This window comes from Amorphoplanes digitatis, from assembly GCF_014205335.1.
GTDB classification, from domain to species: Bacteria; Actinomycetota; Actinomycetes; order Mycobacteriales; family Micromonosporaceae; genus Actinoplanes; species Actinoplanes digitatus.
Window position 1 is genome coordinate 5,519,155 of sequence record NZ_JACHNH010000001.1, and the last position, 14,543, is coordinate 5,533,697.

Here is a 14,543-nt window from a genome sequence, read left to right on the forward strand (position 1 = left end):
TGACGGCTGATGAGATATTGGTGCGATGTTGCCGCGCCCTCCTCGCATCTTCGAGGCCGAGGATGTCCTCTATGGTCGGGTCTCGCTCGAGGGATACCCCTTCCGGCTGATCTACCTGGTCATCGCGCTGTCGTCGTACTACGCCGACACCAAGATCCATCCGAGCGACCTCGGCCGGGTGGACGTCCTGCTGTCCGCCGCCGAGCTGCTGGAGAGCAGCGGCTGGGAGACGGTGGCCGTCGACGCCGGCGGCAAGCTGATCTGTCTGCGCCGCCGGGACTGAGTCCCCGGCGCCATCCCCAGACGGTACGGGCGGGGCAGCGTCGACCGGCCGTTTACTAGTAGCGTCCTGGCGGTGCGGCGCGAGGGCCGCTCCGGCGAGCGCGGAAGGCGGAACGACGGATCATGGCGCATCCCCACGATGACGTCTTCTCGCGGCTGCGGCGCGTCAGCGTCGAGCTGCGCACGTTGAGCCAGGCCACGAGCGCCACGGTCCGGCCGGGTGCGCGATTCGAGGGCCGGGACGGCTCCGGGACCGTTGCGGTCACAGTCGACGGTCGCCAGCGCGTCGAGCGGGTCCACTTCGACCCGCGGTGGGACCAGCGGCTGGCCCGCGAGCGCCTCGGCGGCGCCCTCATGCAGGCATACGGCGAGGCGGTGTGCGACCTGCTGACCGCCGGCGCGCGGGCGTTCGAGGACGCCGAGCGCGACGTCGACCGGGCCGACCTGGAGCGGCGGGCCGAGGACGACCTGCGCTCGCACCGCCGCCGATACCTCGCGCCGGACGAGCTGCTCGGCGACGTGCAGGACCAGCTGCGGCAGATCGAGATGCTCCAGCTCTACGGCGACAACCCGGACGTCCGTGCCCCGGAGCACCACGACGCGACGGTGACCGGCCCGTCGGGGTTCATCGAGATCACCGTGCAGAGTGGCCAGATCCACGACATCCGCGTGCTGCTGAGCCGCCTGCCGGCCATGGCCGCGAACGGCGACCTCGCGCGGGAGGCGCTCGGCGCCTTCCACGCCGCCGCGCGGGCCCGCGGCTGACCCGATCCGAACAGAACGGAGGTCCTGATGGCGGGAAGCCCCGATGAGACTCGCGTGGTCAAGCAGGCCCTGCTGGACGAGGCGGCCAAATGGTCGGCGCTCTCGACCGACATGACGGCGGTCCAGCGGCAGGTGGACGACCTCGCCCTCCAGGTGACGGCCTTCTTCACCAACAACCCGATCACCGCGCAGGCGGCGAAGAACGCCTACGACGGCGTCTGGCACCTCGTGTCGAAGCTGGCGGGCGAGGCCGCGACCGAGTTCAAGCAGATCGACGAGGCCCTGCACCGCGCGCACGACGAATACGAGGCCACGGACGGCAAGAAGGCCTACGACCTGAGCCGCATCTACGGCAAATAGCAGCCCTACCGCGAACGGAGTGATTCCCGATGGCCCCGCCGCCCGGCGACGGTAAGAACATCAACGATGCCGGCACCGCCCTGAAGGACTCGACGGAGAAGGTGGCGGACCAGCACCGCAAGACCGGCGACGCCCTCGACAAGCTGATCAGCACGGTCAACGGGACGCTCTCCGACCTCGGCAAGGTCAGCTGGCTGGGCGGCCTGGGCGGCATCGCCGCCGCGCACTTCTACGGCGACAAGGTGCACGACGCCATGGAGCGGCTGAAGAAGGCCGTCGTCGAGGTCCTCGCGCTGGTGAAGAAGATCCTCGACGAGGGCATCCCGGTCTTCTCGCTGATCACCCGCGCGTTCGACTGGCTCGACCGGGTGCACGCGCCGGTCACGGCGATGTCGGACACCGCGGCGCAATACACCATCAACGTCAACAACTGGGACGGCCCGGCGAAGCGCGCGTACGACCAGCGGGTGCCGATCCAGGTCAAGGCGATCGACGGGCTCGCCGCCGCCGGAGGCGACATGGCGAGCTGGCTCGCCGAGCTCGCCGCCGCCAACGCCGCCTACATCGTCTCGCTGTTCAAGCCCCTGTTCGACATCGCCGGCGCCCTCGGCGCGGCGATCGTCGACGCGGCGACGGTCGTCGGCGCGCTCGAGGCGATCGGCAAGAGCGGCGAGCTGGTCCAGATCGCGGTCAACGCCATGTATGAGGGGCTGGAGAACGGCGTCAACCACGTCACCGAGGTGGTCAACAAGATGGTCGACGCCAAGAAGGTCACCGGCGAGCTGGGCGACTCCTGGCCGCAGATGGTCACGATGTGATGCGGCGGGCGCCGCGCGGGCCGGTGCGCGCCGCCGCCGCGATCGCGCTTGTCGTCGCGGCCGTGGCGCTGCCGGCGACGCCGGCCGCGGCGAGCCCGCGGAGCGAGCAGTGGTACCTCGACCAGATCCACGTCCCCGAGGCGCAGCGGGCGGCCCGGGGTGACGGCGTCACCATCGGCCTGCTCACCAACGGCCTCCCGGCCGGCCACCCCGATCTCGGCGACAGCGTGCTGCCGGCGATGCGCGTCGACGGCGGGCTGCTGGACGACGTCGAGGAGGCGCCCGCCGACTACCCGCTGGCCGACGACACCGCCACCGCGCGGATCGGCCTCATGACGGCGCAGGGCGGAACCGGGCAGTTGGGCGTCGCGCCCGGCGCGAAGGTCAGGCCGATCATCTGCCCCGGGCCGGCCGACGACACCGAGTTGTGCATGCGCTGGCTGGTGGACTCGGGTGTGGACGTCATCAACGTCGCCGAGGCCCCGTTCGACCGCCTCGGCCAGAACTTCGACGGCATCCGGTACGCCCTGGCACACGACGTCGTGGTCGTCATGGCGCTGCACGACGGCGCGCGGCTGCCGCCACGGCAGCGCGCGGGGGTGCTCCTCGTCGGCGGTGTGGGCCGCGACGGTGCGCTGCCCGCGGGCGTCCGGCCCGACAACCGGGTGACGCTGCGCGCTCCCGGCCCCGACCCCGTCACCGCCGGCCAGGGCGATCGGATCATCGGCCTCGATCCGGGCGCGAAGGACGGCAGCGGCCACGGCCCGCTGCTGATACCCGACGGCGACCAGGTGGCCGCCGCCCTCGTCACCGGCGTCGTGGCGCTGCAACGGTCGCGCTCACCGGACCTGACGGCCGCGAACGTGGTCAACAGGATCCTGCGGACCGCCACCGACGGCGGCGCCCCCGGCCCCGACGACGCCTACGGGCACGGCATCGTCGACGCGAACGCCGCGGTCACCGCCGAGATGCCCGACGTGCCGGTCAACCCGCTCGGCGACCCGGGACCACCGTCGTCGTCCGGCTCCGGCGCCAGGAGCGCCGCGATCATCGTCGCCGCGGTCGCGGTCGCGGCCGTGACTGTGCTCGCCGCCGCGTTCGTAGCCTTCGTCCTCGTCCGGCGCAGGCGCCGCGCTTCCCGGACGGCCTGACCCGGCTCAGGCCGGGTCGGGGCGCGGCACGGCCCAGACGACCTTGCCGGTGGCCGTCGGCAGGGCGCCCCAGGCGATCGTGGCGGCGTGCACGGCGCGCAGGCCACGGCCGCGGCCCCGCCCGTCCGGCGCCGACCGGCCCGGCGGTGGCGGGTCGAGCAGGCTCGGCAGCCGCGGGTCGCCGTCGCTGACGGCCAGGTGAAGCCCGCCGCCGCGGCGGCGGACGGTGACCGTGGCGTCGGTGCCGGCGTGCTCGACGGCGTTGGCGACCAGCTCGGCGACGACCAGGCGGCCGGGGCCCAGCAGCCGGGGCAGGCTCCAGGTCTCGCAGGCCTCGCCGACCAGGTCCCGGGCCCGGGCCACCGCGTCGGGCCGGGGCGGCACCTCCAGCTGGACGCGGCTGACCATCGGCGCCCGGCCGGTCACCGCGACATGGGCCTCGGGCATTGTCGCGAACATCGACAGCTGCCGCTTGACGCCGATCCGGTTGAGCCGGGCCGCCAGGGCCGTCGCCGTGGGCAGGCACACCGCCACCGACACCGGCGGGTGCATCGCCGCGCCCGTCGCGCCCATGGTCCACCAGGCCGGCGCGCTGGCGGCCAGCGGGTCGCCCAGGTCGTGGAGGTCGACGATGACCATCGGGGGATGCTGCGCGAAACACTTGCTCACGGCGGCCCACGCGTCCATCCGCAACGACGGATTCCAGCGGCCGTGCACCGCTACCTCGATCACCGCGCCGGCCACGTCCGCGGTGACCGCGACCCGGCCGTCTCCGCGTTCCGGGGCGTGATTGATCAGGTACGGCGGCTTCAGTTCCACGGGCATGTCTACTCCAGAGCGGCGGGCACCCCAGGAACAGGTGCGCTGCCCGCTTCTTGAGCAGCAAGGATCTCGGCAATGACAGCGGTTCTGAGCCTAGCCCCGTGCCGCCTTGCCGGGCTATCGCCCATATGTGGTATTCGCGGCGGGTAGATCCCTCGATGCGACGCCCGGCGAACCCGCCGAATTCAATGTAGAGTTCCGCACCCCAGATTCGTGTCCGGAGCGGTGAAGGTGTACCGCGCAGGGTCGGTCCGCTCCGGAACCCCTGAACAGATGACTCGACTGTCCTGCGGTGCTCCCCCGGCCGCGCAGGTAAGAAGAGGTTCACGGCGATGCTGAACCGTGCCGTCACGTTCACCAAACACCACACCCCGAATTCCGTTCGCGTCGCGGCCCGGCGGGTGATGTGTGAGGCCCACAATGCCAGGCTGCGGCTCACGGTCCCAGTGGAGTCGCGGTGCGAGTTCGAGAACGTGTACCACTGCACGATGCGCAAGACGGCCAGCCAATGGATCAAGGCAATCCTCAACGATCCCGCCGTGTACCGGCACTCCGGACTGCTGCCCTACGATCCGCGCCCGTACAACTGGCATCCCCCGATGGCCTTCCCGCCCGGCCGGGTGGTCTCGTCCCTGTTCATCTCCCACAAGGGCTTCCTGAGCATCCCGAAGCCCGACCGCTACCGGGCGTTCTTCGTCTGCCGGGATCCGCGCGACATCGTCGTGTCCAGCTACTTCTCCTACCGGAGCTCGCACACGCCGATGGGCGACGTTCCGCAGGTCCGCAGCGCCCTGCGCGGCAGATCGCCGAAGGAGGGCCTGCTCTACGTGATCGACCATCACTCCCGCAGGGGCACCTTCAAGTCCCTGCGGGCGTGGGCGACCGCGCCGAGCACGGAGGCCGTCCGCATCGTCCGGTACGAGGACCTGACCGGGGAGCGGCAGCTGGAGGACCTCGATCGGCTTCTACGGCACTGCGGGATCGCCCTACCGCCGACGGACCTGGCCGCGCTGCGGGACCGGTACAGCTTCTCGAGAATGCGCGGCGCGCCGGCAGGCTCCGGCACGGTCTCCCACTACCGCAGAGGCGAGCCCGGCGACTGGCGCAACCACTTCGACGACGAGGTCCAGGAGGCCTTCTCCGCCGCCGCGGGCGACCTCGTCAGGCTCCTCGGCTACCCGGACGTTCCGCCGCACCGCGACCGGTGAGGGCGGCCGTGAGCTGATCCAGGCCCAGCGAGCCCAGCTCCAGTGCCCGCCGGTGGAACGCGCGCCGGTCGCCGGGGAACGACGCGCGGCCCGCCAGCCACACGCGCTCACCGGCCTTGTAGGCCAGCGCCTGCCCCGGCCGGCCCAGGTAACGCGCGAGCTCGGCGTGCGCGTGCTGCCCTTGGTGGCAGCGGTCCCGCAGCAACTCCAGCGCGGCGTCCGGCGTCCAGACAGCGCCGCCGGGGCGCATCGGCAGCCGCAGGTGCAGGCCGATGTCGACGACGACCCGCGCCGCCCGCAGGAGCCGCATGAACAGGTACCCCAGCCGGGCGCCCGGCTGCTCGTAGAGTCCGAGCTCGTCCATGAACCGCTCGGCGTACAGCGCCCAGCCCTCCTGGCTGCCGGAGAGGCCGCCGAGCAGGTTCAGCCGCTGCCCGAGTCCGCCCCGGAGGACCTCGGCGCCGATGTGCAGGTGGTGGCCGGGAACGCCCTCGTGGTAGGCGGTGCTGTAGGCGTACCAGGTCGGGAAGTTCTCGGTGCCCTCCGGGAGGGACCACCAGACCCGGCCCGGCCGGGTCAGGTCCCGCGACGGCCCGTTGTAGGCGATGCCGGCCGAGCGGGTCAACCGCGACTCGATGCGCCGCAGCGGGGCGGGTATGTCGAAGTGCACGCCGTCCAGCCGCTCGGTGGTGGCCTCCAACAGCTCCTGCAGCCAGGCGGCGAACGCCTCCCTGCCGTGCAGCGTGCCGGGCGCGTCGGGGCGGTCGAGCCGGTCGAGGACCTCCGGCACGCCGCCGCCGAGGGCCTTCGCCTCCGCGATCAGCTCCGCCTCCGTCGCGCCGAACTCGTCCCGGCCCCAGTCGTACAGCTCGCGCAGGTCGGGCTCGGTCGCGAGGAAGGTGCGCACCCAGAGCGCGTACCGGCGCGGTCCGAACGCCTCCTCGTCGGCGGCCCGCGGTGCCAGCTCCGCGGTCAGCGTCCCGGCCAGTTTCCGGTACGCCGCCCGCGCGCCCGTCGCCGCGGCCTCCAACGACGCCCGCTGCCGCCCCTGTCCGTAGCGATCCACCAGGGCGACGTCGTCGTCGATCCAGTCGCGGCAGCGCCGCGTGACGAGCTCCACCTGCCGCCGCGCCGGCAGGTTGCCGCGCTCCGCGGCGAGCAGGAGGCTGCGGGCGTACCCGTCGAGGGTCGCGGGGATCGCGGCCAGGCGCGCGCCGACGCGGGCCCAGCCCTCCTCGAAGGCCGCGCCCTCGGCACCGCGGGCGGGTACCGCGGCCTCGACGGCCTGGCGGACGAGCTGGAGCGGGCCGGTGGCCGCCGCGTGCAGTTCGCGCAGGTCCTCACCGGCCTCGTGCAGGGCGATCCGGGTACGCAGCCGTTCGGCCAGGTGTGCGCGCAGCGGGCGGGCCGGCGGGGTGTCAACCAGGATCTCGAGCTCGCGCAGGGCGCGGACGGCGAGATCGGCGCGGGCCTGATGGCCCTCCGGGCCGTAGTCGGTCAGGCCGTCGACATCCTGCTCGCCGGCCTCGACGATCGCCGTGCAGGGGTCGAGGCCGGCCATCTCACGAAGAAGCCGGTCCGCGAAGTCGTCGATCACGGATGAAATGCTAGACATCGGCTGGAATATGTTGACAGCGGCAGCCGTCACGCGGAGGAGAGAGACAGTGCAGGTCGAGCTCGTCACCGGCGATATCACCACCGAGCAGGTCGACGCGGTCGTCAACGCGGCGAACTCGTCGCTGCTGGGCGGCGGTGGCGTCGACGGCGCGATCCACCGCAAGGGCGGGCCGGCGATCCTCGAGGAGTGCCGGGCGCTGCGGGCGAGCCGCTACGGGCGCGGGCTGCCGGTCGGGCAGGCGGTGGCCACGACGGGCGGCCGGCTGCCGGCCCGCTGGGTGATCCACACCGTCGGGCCGGTGTACAGCGCGGACGAGGACCGTTCCGCCCTGCTGCGCGGCTGCTACACCAACTCGCTGTCCGTCGCGGCCGAGCTGGGCGCGCGGTCGGTCGCGTTTCCGCTGATCTCCTCGGGGGTGTACCGGTGGCCGAAGGAGGACGCCGTCGCACAGGCGCTGGCGGCGCTGCGTGGCGTGCCGGACCAGGTCGAGTCGGTCCGCCTGGTCCTCTTCGACGAGCAGACCCGCCGCGTCGCGGAACGCGTGTACGAGGAACAGGCCCGGTGAGACGGCGCGGGGTTCAGGCCACGAGCAGGCGTAGGCCGAGCTCCGCCGCGTCGAGGGTGACGAGCTCGCAGTTCCGCTCGGCCCACCGGCCCGAGGCGAGGTCGTCGCGGAGCCTGCTCACCGCCCGCCGCTCGGCCTGCGGGCCGACCCGGGTCCACACCGACACCGCGCGGCGCACCTGTTCGTCCAGGTACGCCTCGGGCCGGCGCCAGTGTGCCTCGAAGAAGCCGTCGGCGCAGTCCCACGGTATCGGCACCGGCTCCGTGCGGGCCCCGATCGCGCCGGCCAGGTCGGCCAGCGAGGGCCGGCCGGTCACCAGGCCGGCGAACTCGGGCAGGTAGTCGCGGGTGAGCCAGAACCGCTGAAGCCAGCCGGGGTCGTCGGCGTCGTAGGTGAACACCACCACGCGGCGGGCAACCCGCCGCATCTCGCGCAGCCCGGCGACCGCGTCCGGCCAGTGATGAACGGTGCTGACCGCCATCGCGGCGTCGAAGGACCGGTCCTCGAACGGCAGGCTCTCCGCGGCGGCCGCCACGCACGGCGCCGCGCCCGCGGGACGCTGCGCCCGCATGACCGCCGACGGTTCCACCGCGGTGACGTCGCGGTCCGGCGGCTCGTAGGAGCCGGTGCCGGCACCGACGTTCAACACCGTCCGGGCGTCCCCGAGCGCCGCCCAGATCTGCGCGGCGATCCGCGGCTCGGTGCGCCGCGTCGCCGGATAGGCGGACCCGATGGCGTCGTACAGCCGCGCGCCGAACATCTTCAGCTGTTCCTCCGGCGTCGTCCTGATACCCATCGCCCGTGCCTCCAGTTCCCTGTCGATGGCGGTGACCATGGCGGCGGCGCGGTCGCGCTGGTCCAGCAGCAGGCCGCGCAGCCGCCGCAGGTGCGCGACGGCGTCGGTGGCCGGGTCGTCGACCAGGACCGCGACCTCGCGCAGCCCGAAGCCCAGCCGCCGGTACGCGAGCACCTCGCGCAGCCGCTCCACATCGCCCGCCGAGTAGGCCCGGTACCCGGCCGCGGTCCGCGAGGACGGCCGCACCAGGCCGATCTCGTCATAGTGATGCAGCGTGCGTACGGTCACGCCGGCCAGCTCGGCCACATGCCCCACGGTCAGTTGCTCTTCCACGCCACGGACTATGCGGCATGACGCCGCGTGAGGGACAAGCGCGGGAATCCGGGGATTACGATGCGGGGGTGATCCGGTCGGCAGAGCCCCGGGACGCGCGCGGCATCGGCGCCCTCAAGGTCCGGGCCTGGCGGGCGGCGTACGGGGAGTTCATGAGCGGGGACGTCCTCGACGCGCTGGACCCCGGCCGGGAGGCGGAGAGCTGTTCCACCACGCGGTGCTCGATCTGCGGCGGCGCGGACACCGGCCGCTGTGCGTCTATGTCTACGCGCCCAACCGGCGTGCCCGGGACTTCTACCGGCGAGCCGGGTTCGAGCCCGACGGAGGCACCCGCCTGGACGAGGCGGACGGCGCCGGTGTCGCCGAGATCCGGCTGGTCGGACGCGGCCTACCGCCCGCCGACGGGCGACGGGCGGTAGGCGCTCCCGGTCAGGACAGGGCGGGGTAGTCCGTGTAGCCCTTCGCGCCGCCGGCGTAGAAGGTTGCCGGGTCCGGCTCGTTGAGCTCGGCGCCCCGCGTCCAGCGCAGCACCAGGTCCGGGTTGGCGATGAACGGGCGTCCCACCGTCACCGCGTCGGCAACGCCGTCGGCGACGAGCCGGTCGAGCTGGTCGCGATCCGACTCCACCCCGAAGCCGGTGTTGAGCACGAGCGTCGAGGGCCAGACCGCGCGCAGCTTCTCGATGATCGGGTCGCCCGGTGCGGCCAGCAGGTGCAGGTACGCGAGGCCCAGCTCGGCGAGCTGGGCGGTGAGCACCTCGTACACCGACACGTCGTCCTCGGCGATGTCGTTGAACGGGTTCAGCGGGGAGATCCTGATCCCGACGCGGTCTGCGCCGATCGCGGCGCTGACGGCGGCCGCGACCTCGACGACGAAGCGGGCCCGGTTGGCCGCCGAGCCGCCGTAGCCGTCGGTGCGCGCGTTCACGCCGTCGGCGAGGAACTGGTGCAGCAGGTAGCCGTTCGCGGCGTGCAGTTCCACACCGTCCAGTCCGGCGGCCACCGCCCGGCGGGCGGCGTCCGCGTACTCGGCGACCACGCCGGCCAGCTCGTCGGTGCGCAGCTCGCGCGGCTCGGAGAAGGGCTGGAGGCCGGTGACGGTGACCGCCTCGCCCGCGGCGCGGACGGCGGAGGGCGCGACCGGCACCTGCCCGCCGATGGTGCTGCTGTGCGAGATCCGTCCGGCGTGCATGAGCTGGACCACGATCCGGCCGCCGCCGGCGTGCACGGCCTCGGCGATCCGCCGCCAGCCCTCCTGCTGCTCGTCGGTGTGCAGACCCGGGGTGTTCGGATAGCCCTGTCCTACCGCCGACGGCTGGCTTCCTTCGGCGATGATGACGCCGGCGCCGGCGCGCTGGCCGTAGTACTCGGCCTGCAACGCGTTCGGGGTGCCGTCCGGGTTCGCGCGGTTGCGGGTCAGCGGCGCCATCCAGATCCGGTTGGGTGCCTGGAGCGCGCCGGCCGTCACCGGCCGCAGCAGCGCGCTGGCGGTGCTGAGTGGGGTAGTCGTCATGCCGGCGTCAGCAACCGGCACGGCCCCGATCTTCCGCACCATGATCCTAATCACCATCGACGGACACGCATCCGCGTCCGCCGCACCGGTCTCCGGCCCGGCCGGGCCGCCGCCGGCCGGGCTCGTTCAACCGCTCAGGCGTACGTGTACCAGCGCTTGTGGTCCAGCACGTCCGCCGGGCGCACGGTGTTCCACGGCGTCATCGTGTCGTTGAGGTCGACCACGTTCGTCGTGCCGGCGGTGGGCAGGTAGCCCGAGGCCGGATGCGCCCGCTGCCAGTCCGACCACAGCTTGTCGATGTGGCAGTGGTGCAGCCAGAACACCGGGTCGTTGGGTGAGGTGCCGGCGAGCATGTCGCCGCCGACCCAGACGTGGACCCGGTTGTGCAGGTTCGGCCCGCGCCAGCCCTCGACCTGGTTGCGGAAGCCGGTGGCCGAGGAGCTGTTCCACGGCGCGGAGTCGTAGGTGCTGATGGCCAGCACGTCGCGGGTCTCGGCCGCGGTCGGCAGCGACCGGGTACCGGCGCCCAGTGCCCGCCGCAGATAGCCGCGGTCGTCGGTGCGCACGTTCAGCGTCCAGTTGCCGGCGCCGAACGCGAACGGCCCGGTGGTGACGCGGCCGTCGGAACTGCGGCCGTCGCCGCCCATGAAGTCGGCGGCCCAGATCGACGAGGTGGCGCTGCGGTCGACGGTCCAGTCCCAGTAGGGCAGGTCGACAGCGGGGTTGACGGCCTGTAGCGCGCGCTCGAAGTCGAGCAGGAACTGCCGGTGCCAGGGCAGGAACGACGGCGAGCGGTGGCCGACCCGGTTGCCGTTGTCACTGTCGCCGAGGATGAAGCTGTTATGGGTACGGACGAACTCGTCGTACCGGCCGCTGCGCTTGAGCTCGAGCACGGCGGCGACGAAGTCGCGCTTCTCCGTGGCGGTGAGGTCGCGCTGGTTCTTGCGTACGCCCATGGTGGATCGGGTCGCCTTTCCGAGAGAGGGGTTGCCGTAAGCGCGGGTCAGTGGTGCCGTACGGGCACCAGCCGGGCTCCGTCGAGCTCGTCGACCGCGGCCCGGGCCACCTCACGCAGCGTCCGGAAGGTCTGGTAGTGGTTCGCGACGCTGGTGTAGGTGCCGTCGGCGTTCACCATCACGTGCAGCGCGGTGCCGTCGATGACGACGTCGGGCATGGCCGCGCCGGCGCCGCCCTCGGCAAGTGCGCGGGCCCGCCCGGCGGGTACGCCGGCGCCCTGGATGCGGCGGCCCCGGTAGGTCTCGTCGAAGCGTTCGCCGGTGGTGACGGACGTGTCGACGGCGGCCTGCGAGCCGCTGACGGTCAATACCTGGACGCCGAGCGCGCCGGTGCCGACCGCCACCGCCCCGGCAGCCGTCAGCTTCAGCAGCTCACGGCGATTCATGGTGGTCACTGAACTTCCCCCTTGTTCGTGAGCCGAAGATTCCGTGGGTTTGGCCGCCATCTACCTAAGAATTTCTTGAATTAGACCGGCGTTTCCGAGGATTCTTCAGCTCGTCCCGAGGTCGCCGAAGCTAGCAATGTCGATCAACGGGCAGCAACCCGCCGCCGGCCCGGACGGCGTGCGCGAGCACTGCTCGCCGAGCCCGGTGGCGCGAAAACGCGCGGGTGGCGCGACGCTTTTGATAGGACGATGCGCATGTGTCGATGCGATCGGCCATCGAGCCGAGTGAGTCATCTCACCGGCTCAGGGGCTTCCCATCATCCATTGTGGATAACTTCGCAAGCCGCGGCGTCGGACAGAAAGGCCGTCTACGCCCCGCTGGTCACTGGGAGACTCCGGTCCGTTCCAGGGAAGGGAAACGGCCAATTGTTCCGCTCGGTACGCCGCTTCTGGCGCTCGACCGCACCCGTCGTCCGGCACACCTTCGCGCCGATGTGGGCCATGGGTCTCACGCTCACCGCGGCCGGATGGACCGGCGACGACCACGGGTTCTGGGCGGACAAGCCCTTCATGACGAACCTCGTGTCGTCGCTCACGGGTGCCATGTTCGGCATACCGGTGGCGCTCGTCGTCATCCAGCGCGTCGCCAGCCGGCAGGCGAATCACGCGGAGAGTCACGCGCTCGCGGCCCAGGTGACGAAGTCGGCCGCCGACCTGCACGCCATCGCGGTCGCCATGGCGTTGGGGAGCGATAACCAGGACCGCCTCCGCGAGATCGAAAAGAAGCTGCGGAAGGCGTCCGCCGGCCTGCTCACCGCGGAACGCTATAGCAGGCCCCCCGACGAGGCGACGCGGATGGCCGTCCTGGGGCTGGGCAACCAGTGCGAGCTGTTTCTGCCGAACCCGCCGGAGTACGGCGTGCTGCTGCGGCAGGCGGCACGAGAGATCGCGCGCCTGAACGTGCTGCGCACGCGCGCCCTTGAGATCGGCGCGCCGTGGGCGGAGGCGGAGGCCCTGGAGAACATCCGGCCGCCCGACACGGACGCGCGGCAGTTCGGCGAATGGCGGTCGGACGCCTTCCGCGTGCCGGCGGACAGGTTGCCGGCGGACGGCCCGGAGTGGGCCCCGACCATCGCCGCGCTCACCGTCGGCATCCACGAGGTCGGTGACATCAACCATTTCATCGGGACAACCCTCGGGGCTTGGTGCGCGGCGGAATCCTTCGCCGGACCCAGGTGACCGCGCGCATTTAGGCCGATACTGAGGGTGTGATACGTGAGAACTTCCGCGAGTACCTGGACCAGTTGCTGCGTGAGGGTTACAGCGTGCGGCATGACGCGCACCTGTCGGATCCGGATCTGATCGATCCGGGTGGTAGTCCGGTGGAGACCTGGCGGCAGGATTATCCGTACGGCGAGCGCCTCGATCGTGATGTGTATGAGGAGCAGAAGTATCAGTTGCAGATCGAGTTGTTGAAGTTCCAGTACTGGGCGCTGGACACGGCGACGAAGCATGTCATCGTGTGTGAGGGTCGTGACGCGGCTGGTAAGGGCGGGACGATCAAGCGGTTCATGGAGCATCTGAATCCGCGTGCTGCCCGGGTGGTGGCGTTGACGAAGCCGACGGAGACCGAGTTGGGTCAGTGGTATTTCCACCGGTATGTGTCGCAGTTGCCGACGGCGGGGGAGATCGTGTTGTTCGATCGGTCCTGGTACAACCGGGCCGGGGTCGAGCGGGTGATGGGGTTTTGCAGCGACGGTGAGTATGAGTTGTTTCTGCGGCAGGCGCCGGTGTTCGAGCGGATGTTGACCGAGAGTGGTTTCTCGTTGACGAAGTTGTGGTTCTCGGTGACGCATGCCGAGCAGCGGACCCGGTTCGCGATCCGGCAGATCGATCCGGTGCGGCGGTGGAAGTTGTCGCCGATGGACATCGAGTCTTTGGATCGCTGGGATGCGTACACGGTGGCGAAGGAGGCGATGATCGAGCATACGGACACCGATCATGCGCCGTGGACGTCGATCAAGAGCAATGACAAGAAGCGGGCGCGGATCAACGCGATGCGGTTCTTCCTGGACCAGTTCGACTACGAGGGCAAGGACACCGCGGTGGTGTTCCCCGCGGATCCTTTGCTCGTGCAGCGCGGCCGAGACTCGATCAAGGACTGATCAACCCCAGAGGCGTACGGTCAGCGGGTCCGCCGACGTCTGCCGGGGCCGGCTGAACGCGGCGATCCGCAGGCCGCTGCGGACCACGTCGGCGCTGAGTTCGAGCCGGGCGTGGCAGGTGGTCATCGCCGGGCTGGCCCGCACCAGCAGGTGCATCCACTTGCTGCCGTACACGTGCGTGCCCTTGACGGCCTGGAAGTCCCACGCCGGTTCCGACTCGCCCGCGCCGGACGCGCTGATGACCGGCTGGATCTCCTGGTACTCGAAGCCGAAGCCCACCGCGCCGATGCCCGCCTCCACCTCGAGGAACTTCAGCGTCGGCGCCAGGCTGACCGTCACGTTGCGCTTCACCTCCTGCGTGACGAACAGGGGGTGCAGGTCGAACGCGCTCGGAATCAGGCCGGCCTCGTCGCGCTGCAACGACACCGAGAACCGCGCCCAGTCGATCTCGGTGCTGTCGTGCGCCGGCCGGAACGAGCAGGCCAGCCGCACCAGGTAGAAGCTGGCCTCCGACAGCTTCGCGCGCATCGGCGTCGGCAGCGCGCCGGCGTCGAAGAAGTCGACGACGTTCCAGACCTCGGGGCGCCCGATGCTGACGACCGGCAGGTTCCGCGGCGCCGCGCCCACTCTCGCGGACTCGGTGCCGCGCAGCGTCTCCGCCGGCGGCACGGTGTCGTCCGGCTCCAGCTCGCCCTCCCAGAGCGGCCGCTGGATCGCGTCCGGTACCCGAAGCAACATGGTGCGAC

Annotated in this window: 16 protein-coding genes; 9 read left to right on the plus strand and 7 right to left on the minus strand. The window is 71.5% G+C overall.

Going from position 1 to position 14,543, the window contains the following annotated elements:
- Positions 1-25: 25 nt before the first annotated feature.
- From BJ971_RS24200 to BJ971_RS24220, 5 genes are all read left to right on the plus strand, one after another.
- Positions 26-283 (plus strand): hypothetical protein, encoded by a 258-nt coding sequence (locus BJ971_RS24200; protein WP_184995513.1) that lies wholly within the window; start codon positions 26-28, stop codon positions 281-283.
- A gap of 122 nt (positions 284-405) precedes the next feature.
- Positions 406-1,047: a YbaB/EbfC family nucleoid-associated protein gene (locus tag BJ971_RS24205; protein WP_184995514.1), complete on the plus strand. Its 642-nt coding sequence runs from the start codon at positions 406-408 to the stop codon at positions 1,045-1,047.
- A gap of 54 nt (positions 1,048-1,101) precedes the next feature.
- The gene (locus BJ971_RS24210) at positions 1,102-1,407 is read left to right on the plus strand and encodes a hypothetical protein (RefSeq protein ID WP_184995515.1); all 306 of its coding nucleotides are present in this window, start codon (positions 1,102-1,104) and stop codon (positions 1,405-1,407) included.
- Between the two features lie 29 nt (positions 1,408-1,436).
- Entirely contained in the window at positions 1,437-2,225 is a 789-nt protein-coding gene (locus BJ971_RS24215) for a hypothetical protein (RefSeq protein WP_184995516.1), read from the plus strand.
- Positions 2,225-3,376: a S8 family serine peptidase gene (locus tag BJ971_RS24220; protein ID WP_239087658.1), complete on the plus strand. Its 1,152-nt coding sequence runs from the start codon at positions 2,225-2,227 to the stop codon at positions 3,374-3,376. The genes BJ971_RS24215 and BJ971_RS24220 overlap by 1 nt, the downstream gene beginning before the upstream one ends.
- 6 nt (positions 3,377-3,382) lie before the next feature.
- Here BJ971_RS24220 and BJ971_RS24225 read toward each other — a convergent pair whose 3' ends face one another.
- A complete protein-coding gene (locus BJ971_RS24225; protein WP_184995518.1) occupies positions 3,383-4,201 on the minus strand; it encodes an ATP-binding protein in 819 nt (272 codons plus the stop codon).
- A 329-nt stretch (positions 4,202-4,530) separates the two neighbouring features.
- Between BJ971_RS24225 and BJ971_RS24230 the strand changes: the two genes are divergently transcribed.
- Complete coding sequence (locus BJ971_RS24230; RefSeq protein WP_184995519.1) at positions 4,531-5,406, plus strand: sulfotransferase domain-containing protein; 876 nt, start codon at positions 4,531-4,533, stop codon at positions 5,404-5,406.
- Here the strand turns inward: BJ971_RS24230 and BJ971_RS24235 are convergent.
- Positions 5,360-7,003, minus strand: a complete 1,644-nt coding sequence (locus tag BJ971_RS24235; protein WP_184995520.1) for a DUF885 domain-containing protein — start codon at positions 7,001-7,003, stop codon at positions 5,360-5,362. The two genes, BJ971_RS24230 and BJ971_RS24235, sit on opposite strands and share 47 nt — an antisense overlap.
- A 67-nt stretch (positions 7,004-7,070) precedes the next feature.
- Between BJ971_RS24235 and BJ971_RS24240 the strand changes: the two genes are divergently transcribed.
- Entirely contained in the window at positions 7,071-7,589 is a 519-nt protein-coding gene (locus tag BJ971_RS24240; protein WP_184995521.1) for an O-acetyl-ADP-ribose deacetylase, read from the plus strand.
- 13 nt (positions 7,590-7,602) lie between these two features.
- Here BJ971_RS24240 and BJ971_RS24245 read toward each other — a convergent pair whose 3' ends face one another.
- The 4 genes from BJ971_RS24245 to BJ971_RS24260 all read right to left on the minus strand — a co-directional run bounded on the left by BJ971_RS24245 (position 7,603) and on the right by BJ971_RS24260 (position 11,632).
- Positions 7,603-8,718, minus strand: coding sequence for a MerR family transcriptional regulator (locus BJ971_RS24245; RefSeq protein ID WP_184995522.1), 1,116 nt, complete (start codon positions 8,716-8,718; stop codon positions 7,603-7,605).
- A gap of 429 nt (positions 8,719-9,147) precedes the next feature.
- Positions 9,148-10,230: an alkene reductase gene (locus tag BJ971_RS24250; protein WP_184995523.1), complete on the minus strand. Its 1,083-nt coding sequence runs from the start codon at positions 10,228-10,230 to the stop codon at positions 9,148-9,150.
- Between the two features lie 134 nt (positions 10,231-10,364).
- Complete coding sequence (melC2, locus tag BJ971_RS24255) at positions 10,365-11,186, minus strand: tyrosinase MelC2 (protein WP_184995524.1); 822 nt, start codon at positions 11,184-11,186, stop codon at positions 10,365-10,367.
- Between the two features lie 47 nt (positions 11,187-11,233).
- The gene (locus tag BJ971_RS24260) at positions 11,234-11,632 is read right to left on the minus strand and encodes a tyrosinase family oxidase copper chaperone (RefSeq protein WP_184995525.1); all 399 of its coding nucleotides are present in this window, start codon (positions 11,630-11,632) and stop codon (positions 11,234-11,236) included.
- Positions 11,633-12,058: 426 nt separating this feature from the next.
- On the opposite strand from BJ971_RS24260, the gene BJ971_RS24265 reads away from it, so the two are divergent.
- Together BJ971_RS24265 and ppk2 are read left to right on the plus strand one after the other, a co-directional pair.
- Positions 12,059-12,871, plus strand: coding sequence for a hypothetical protein (locus BJ971_RS24265; RefSeq protein WP_184995526.1), 813 nt, complete (start codon positions 12,059-12,061; stop codon positions 12,869-12,871).
- 29 nt (positions 12,872-12,900) lie between these two features.
- On the plus strand, positions 12,901-13,797 hold the full coding sequence (ppk2, locus tag BJ971_RS24270; RefSeq protein WP_184995527.1) for a polyphosphate kinase 2: 897 nt from the start codon (positions 12,901-12,903) through the stop codon (positions 13,795-13,797).
- On the opposite strand, the gene BJ971_RS24275 is transcribed toward ppk2, so the two are convergent.
- A complete protein-coding gene (locus tag BJ971_RS24275; RefSeq protein ID WP_184995528.1) occupies positions 13,798-14,535 on the minus strand; it encodes a hypothetical protein in 738 nt (245 codons plus the stop codon).
- Positions 14,536-14,543: the final 8 nt, after the last annotated feature.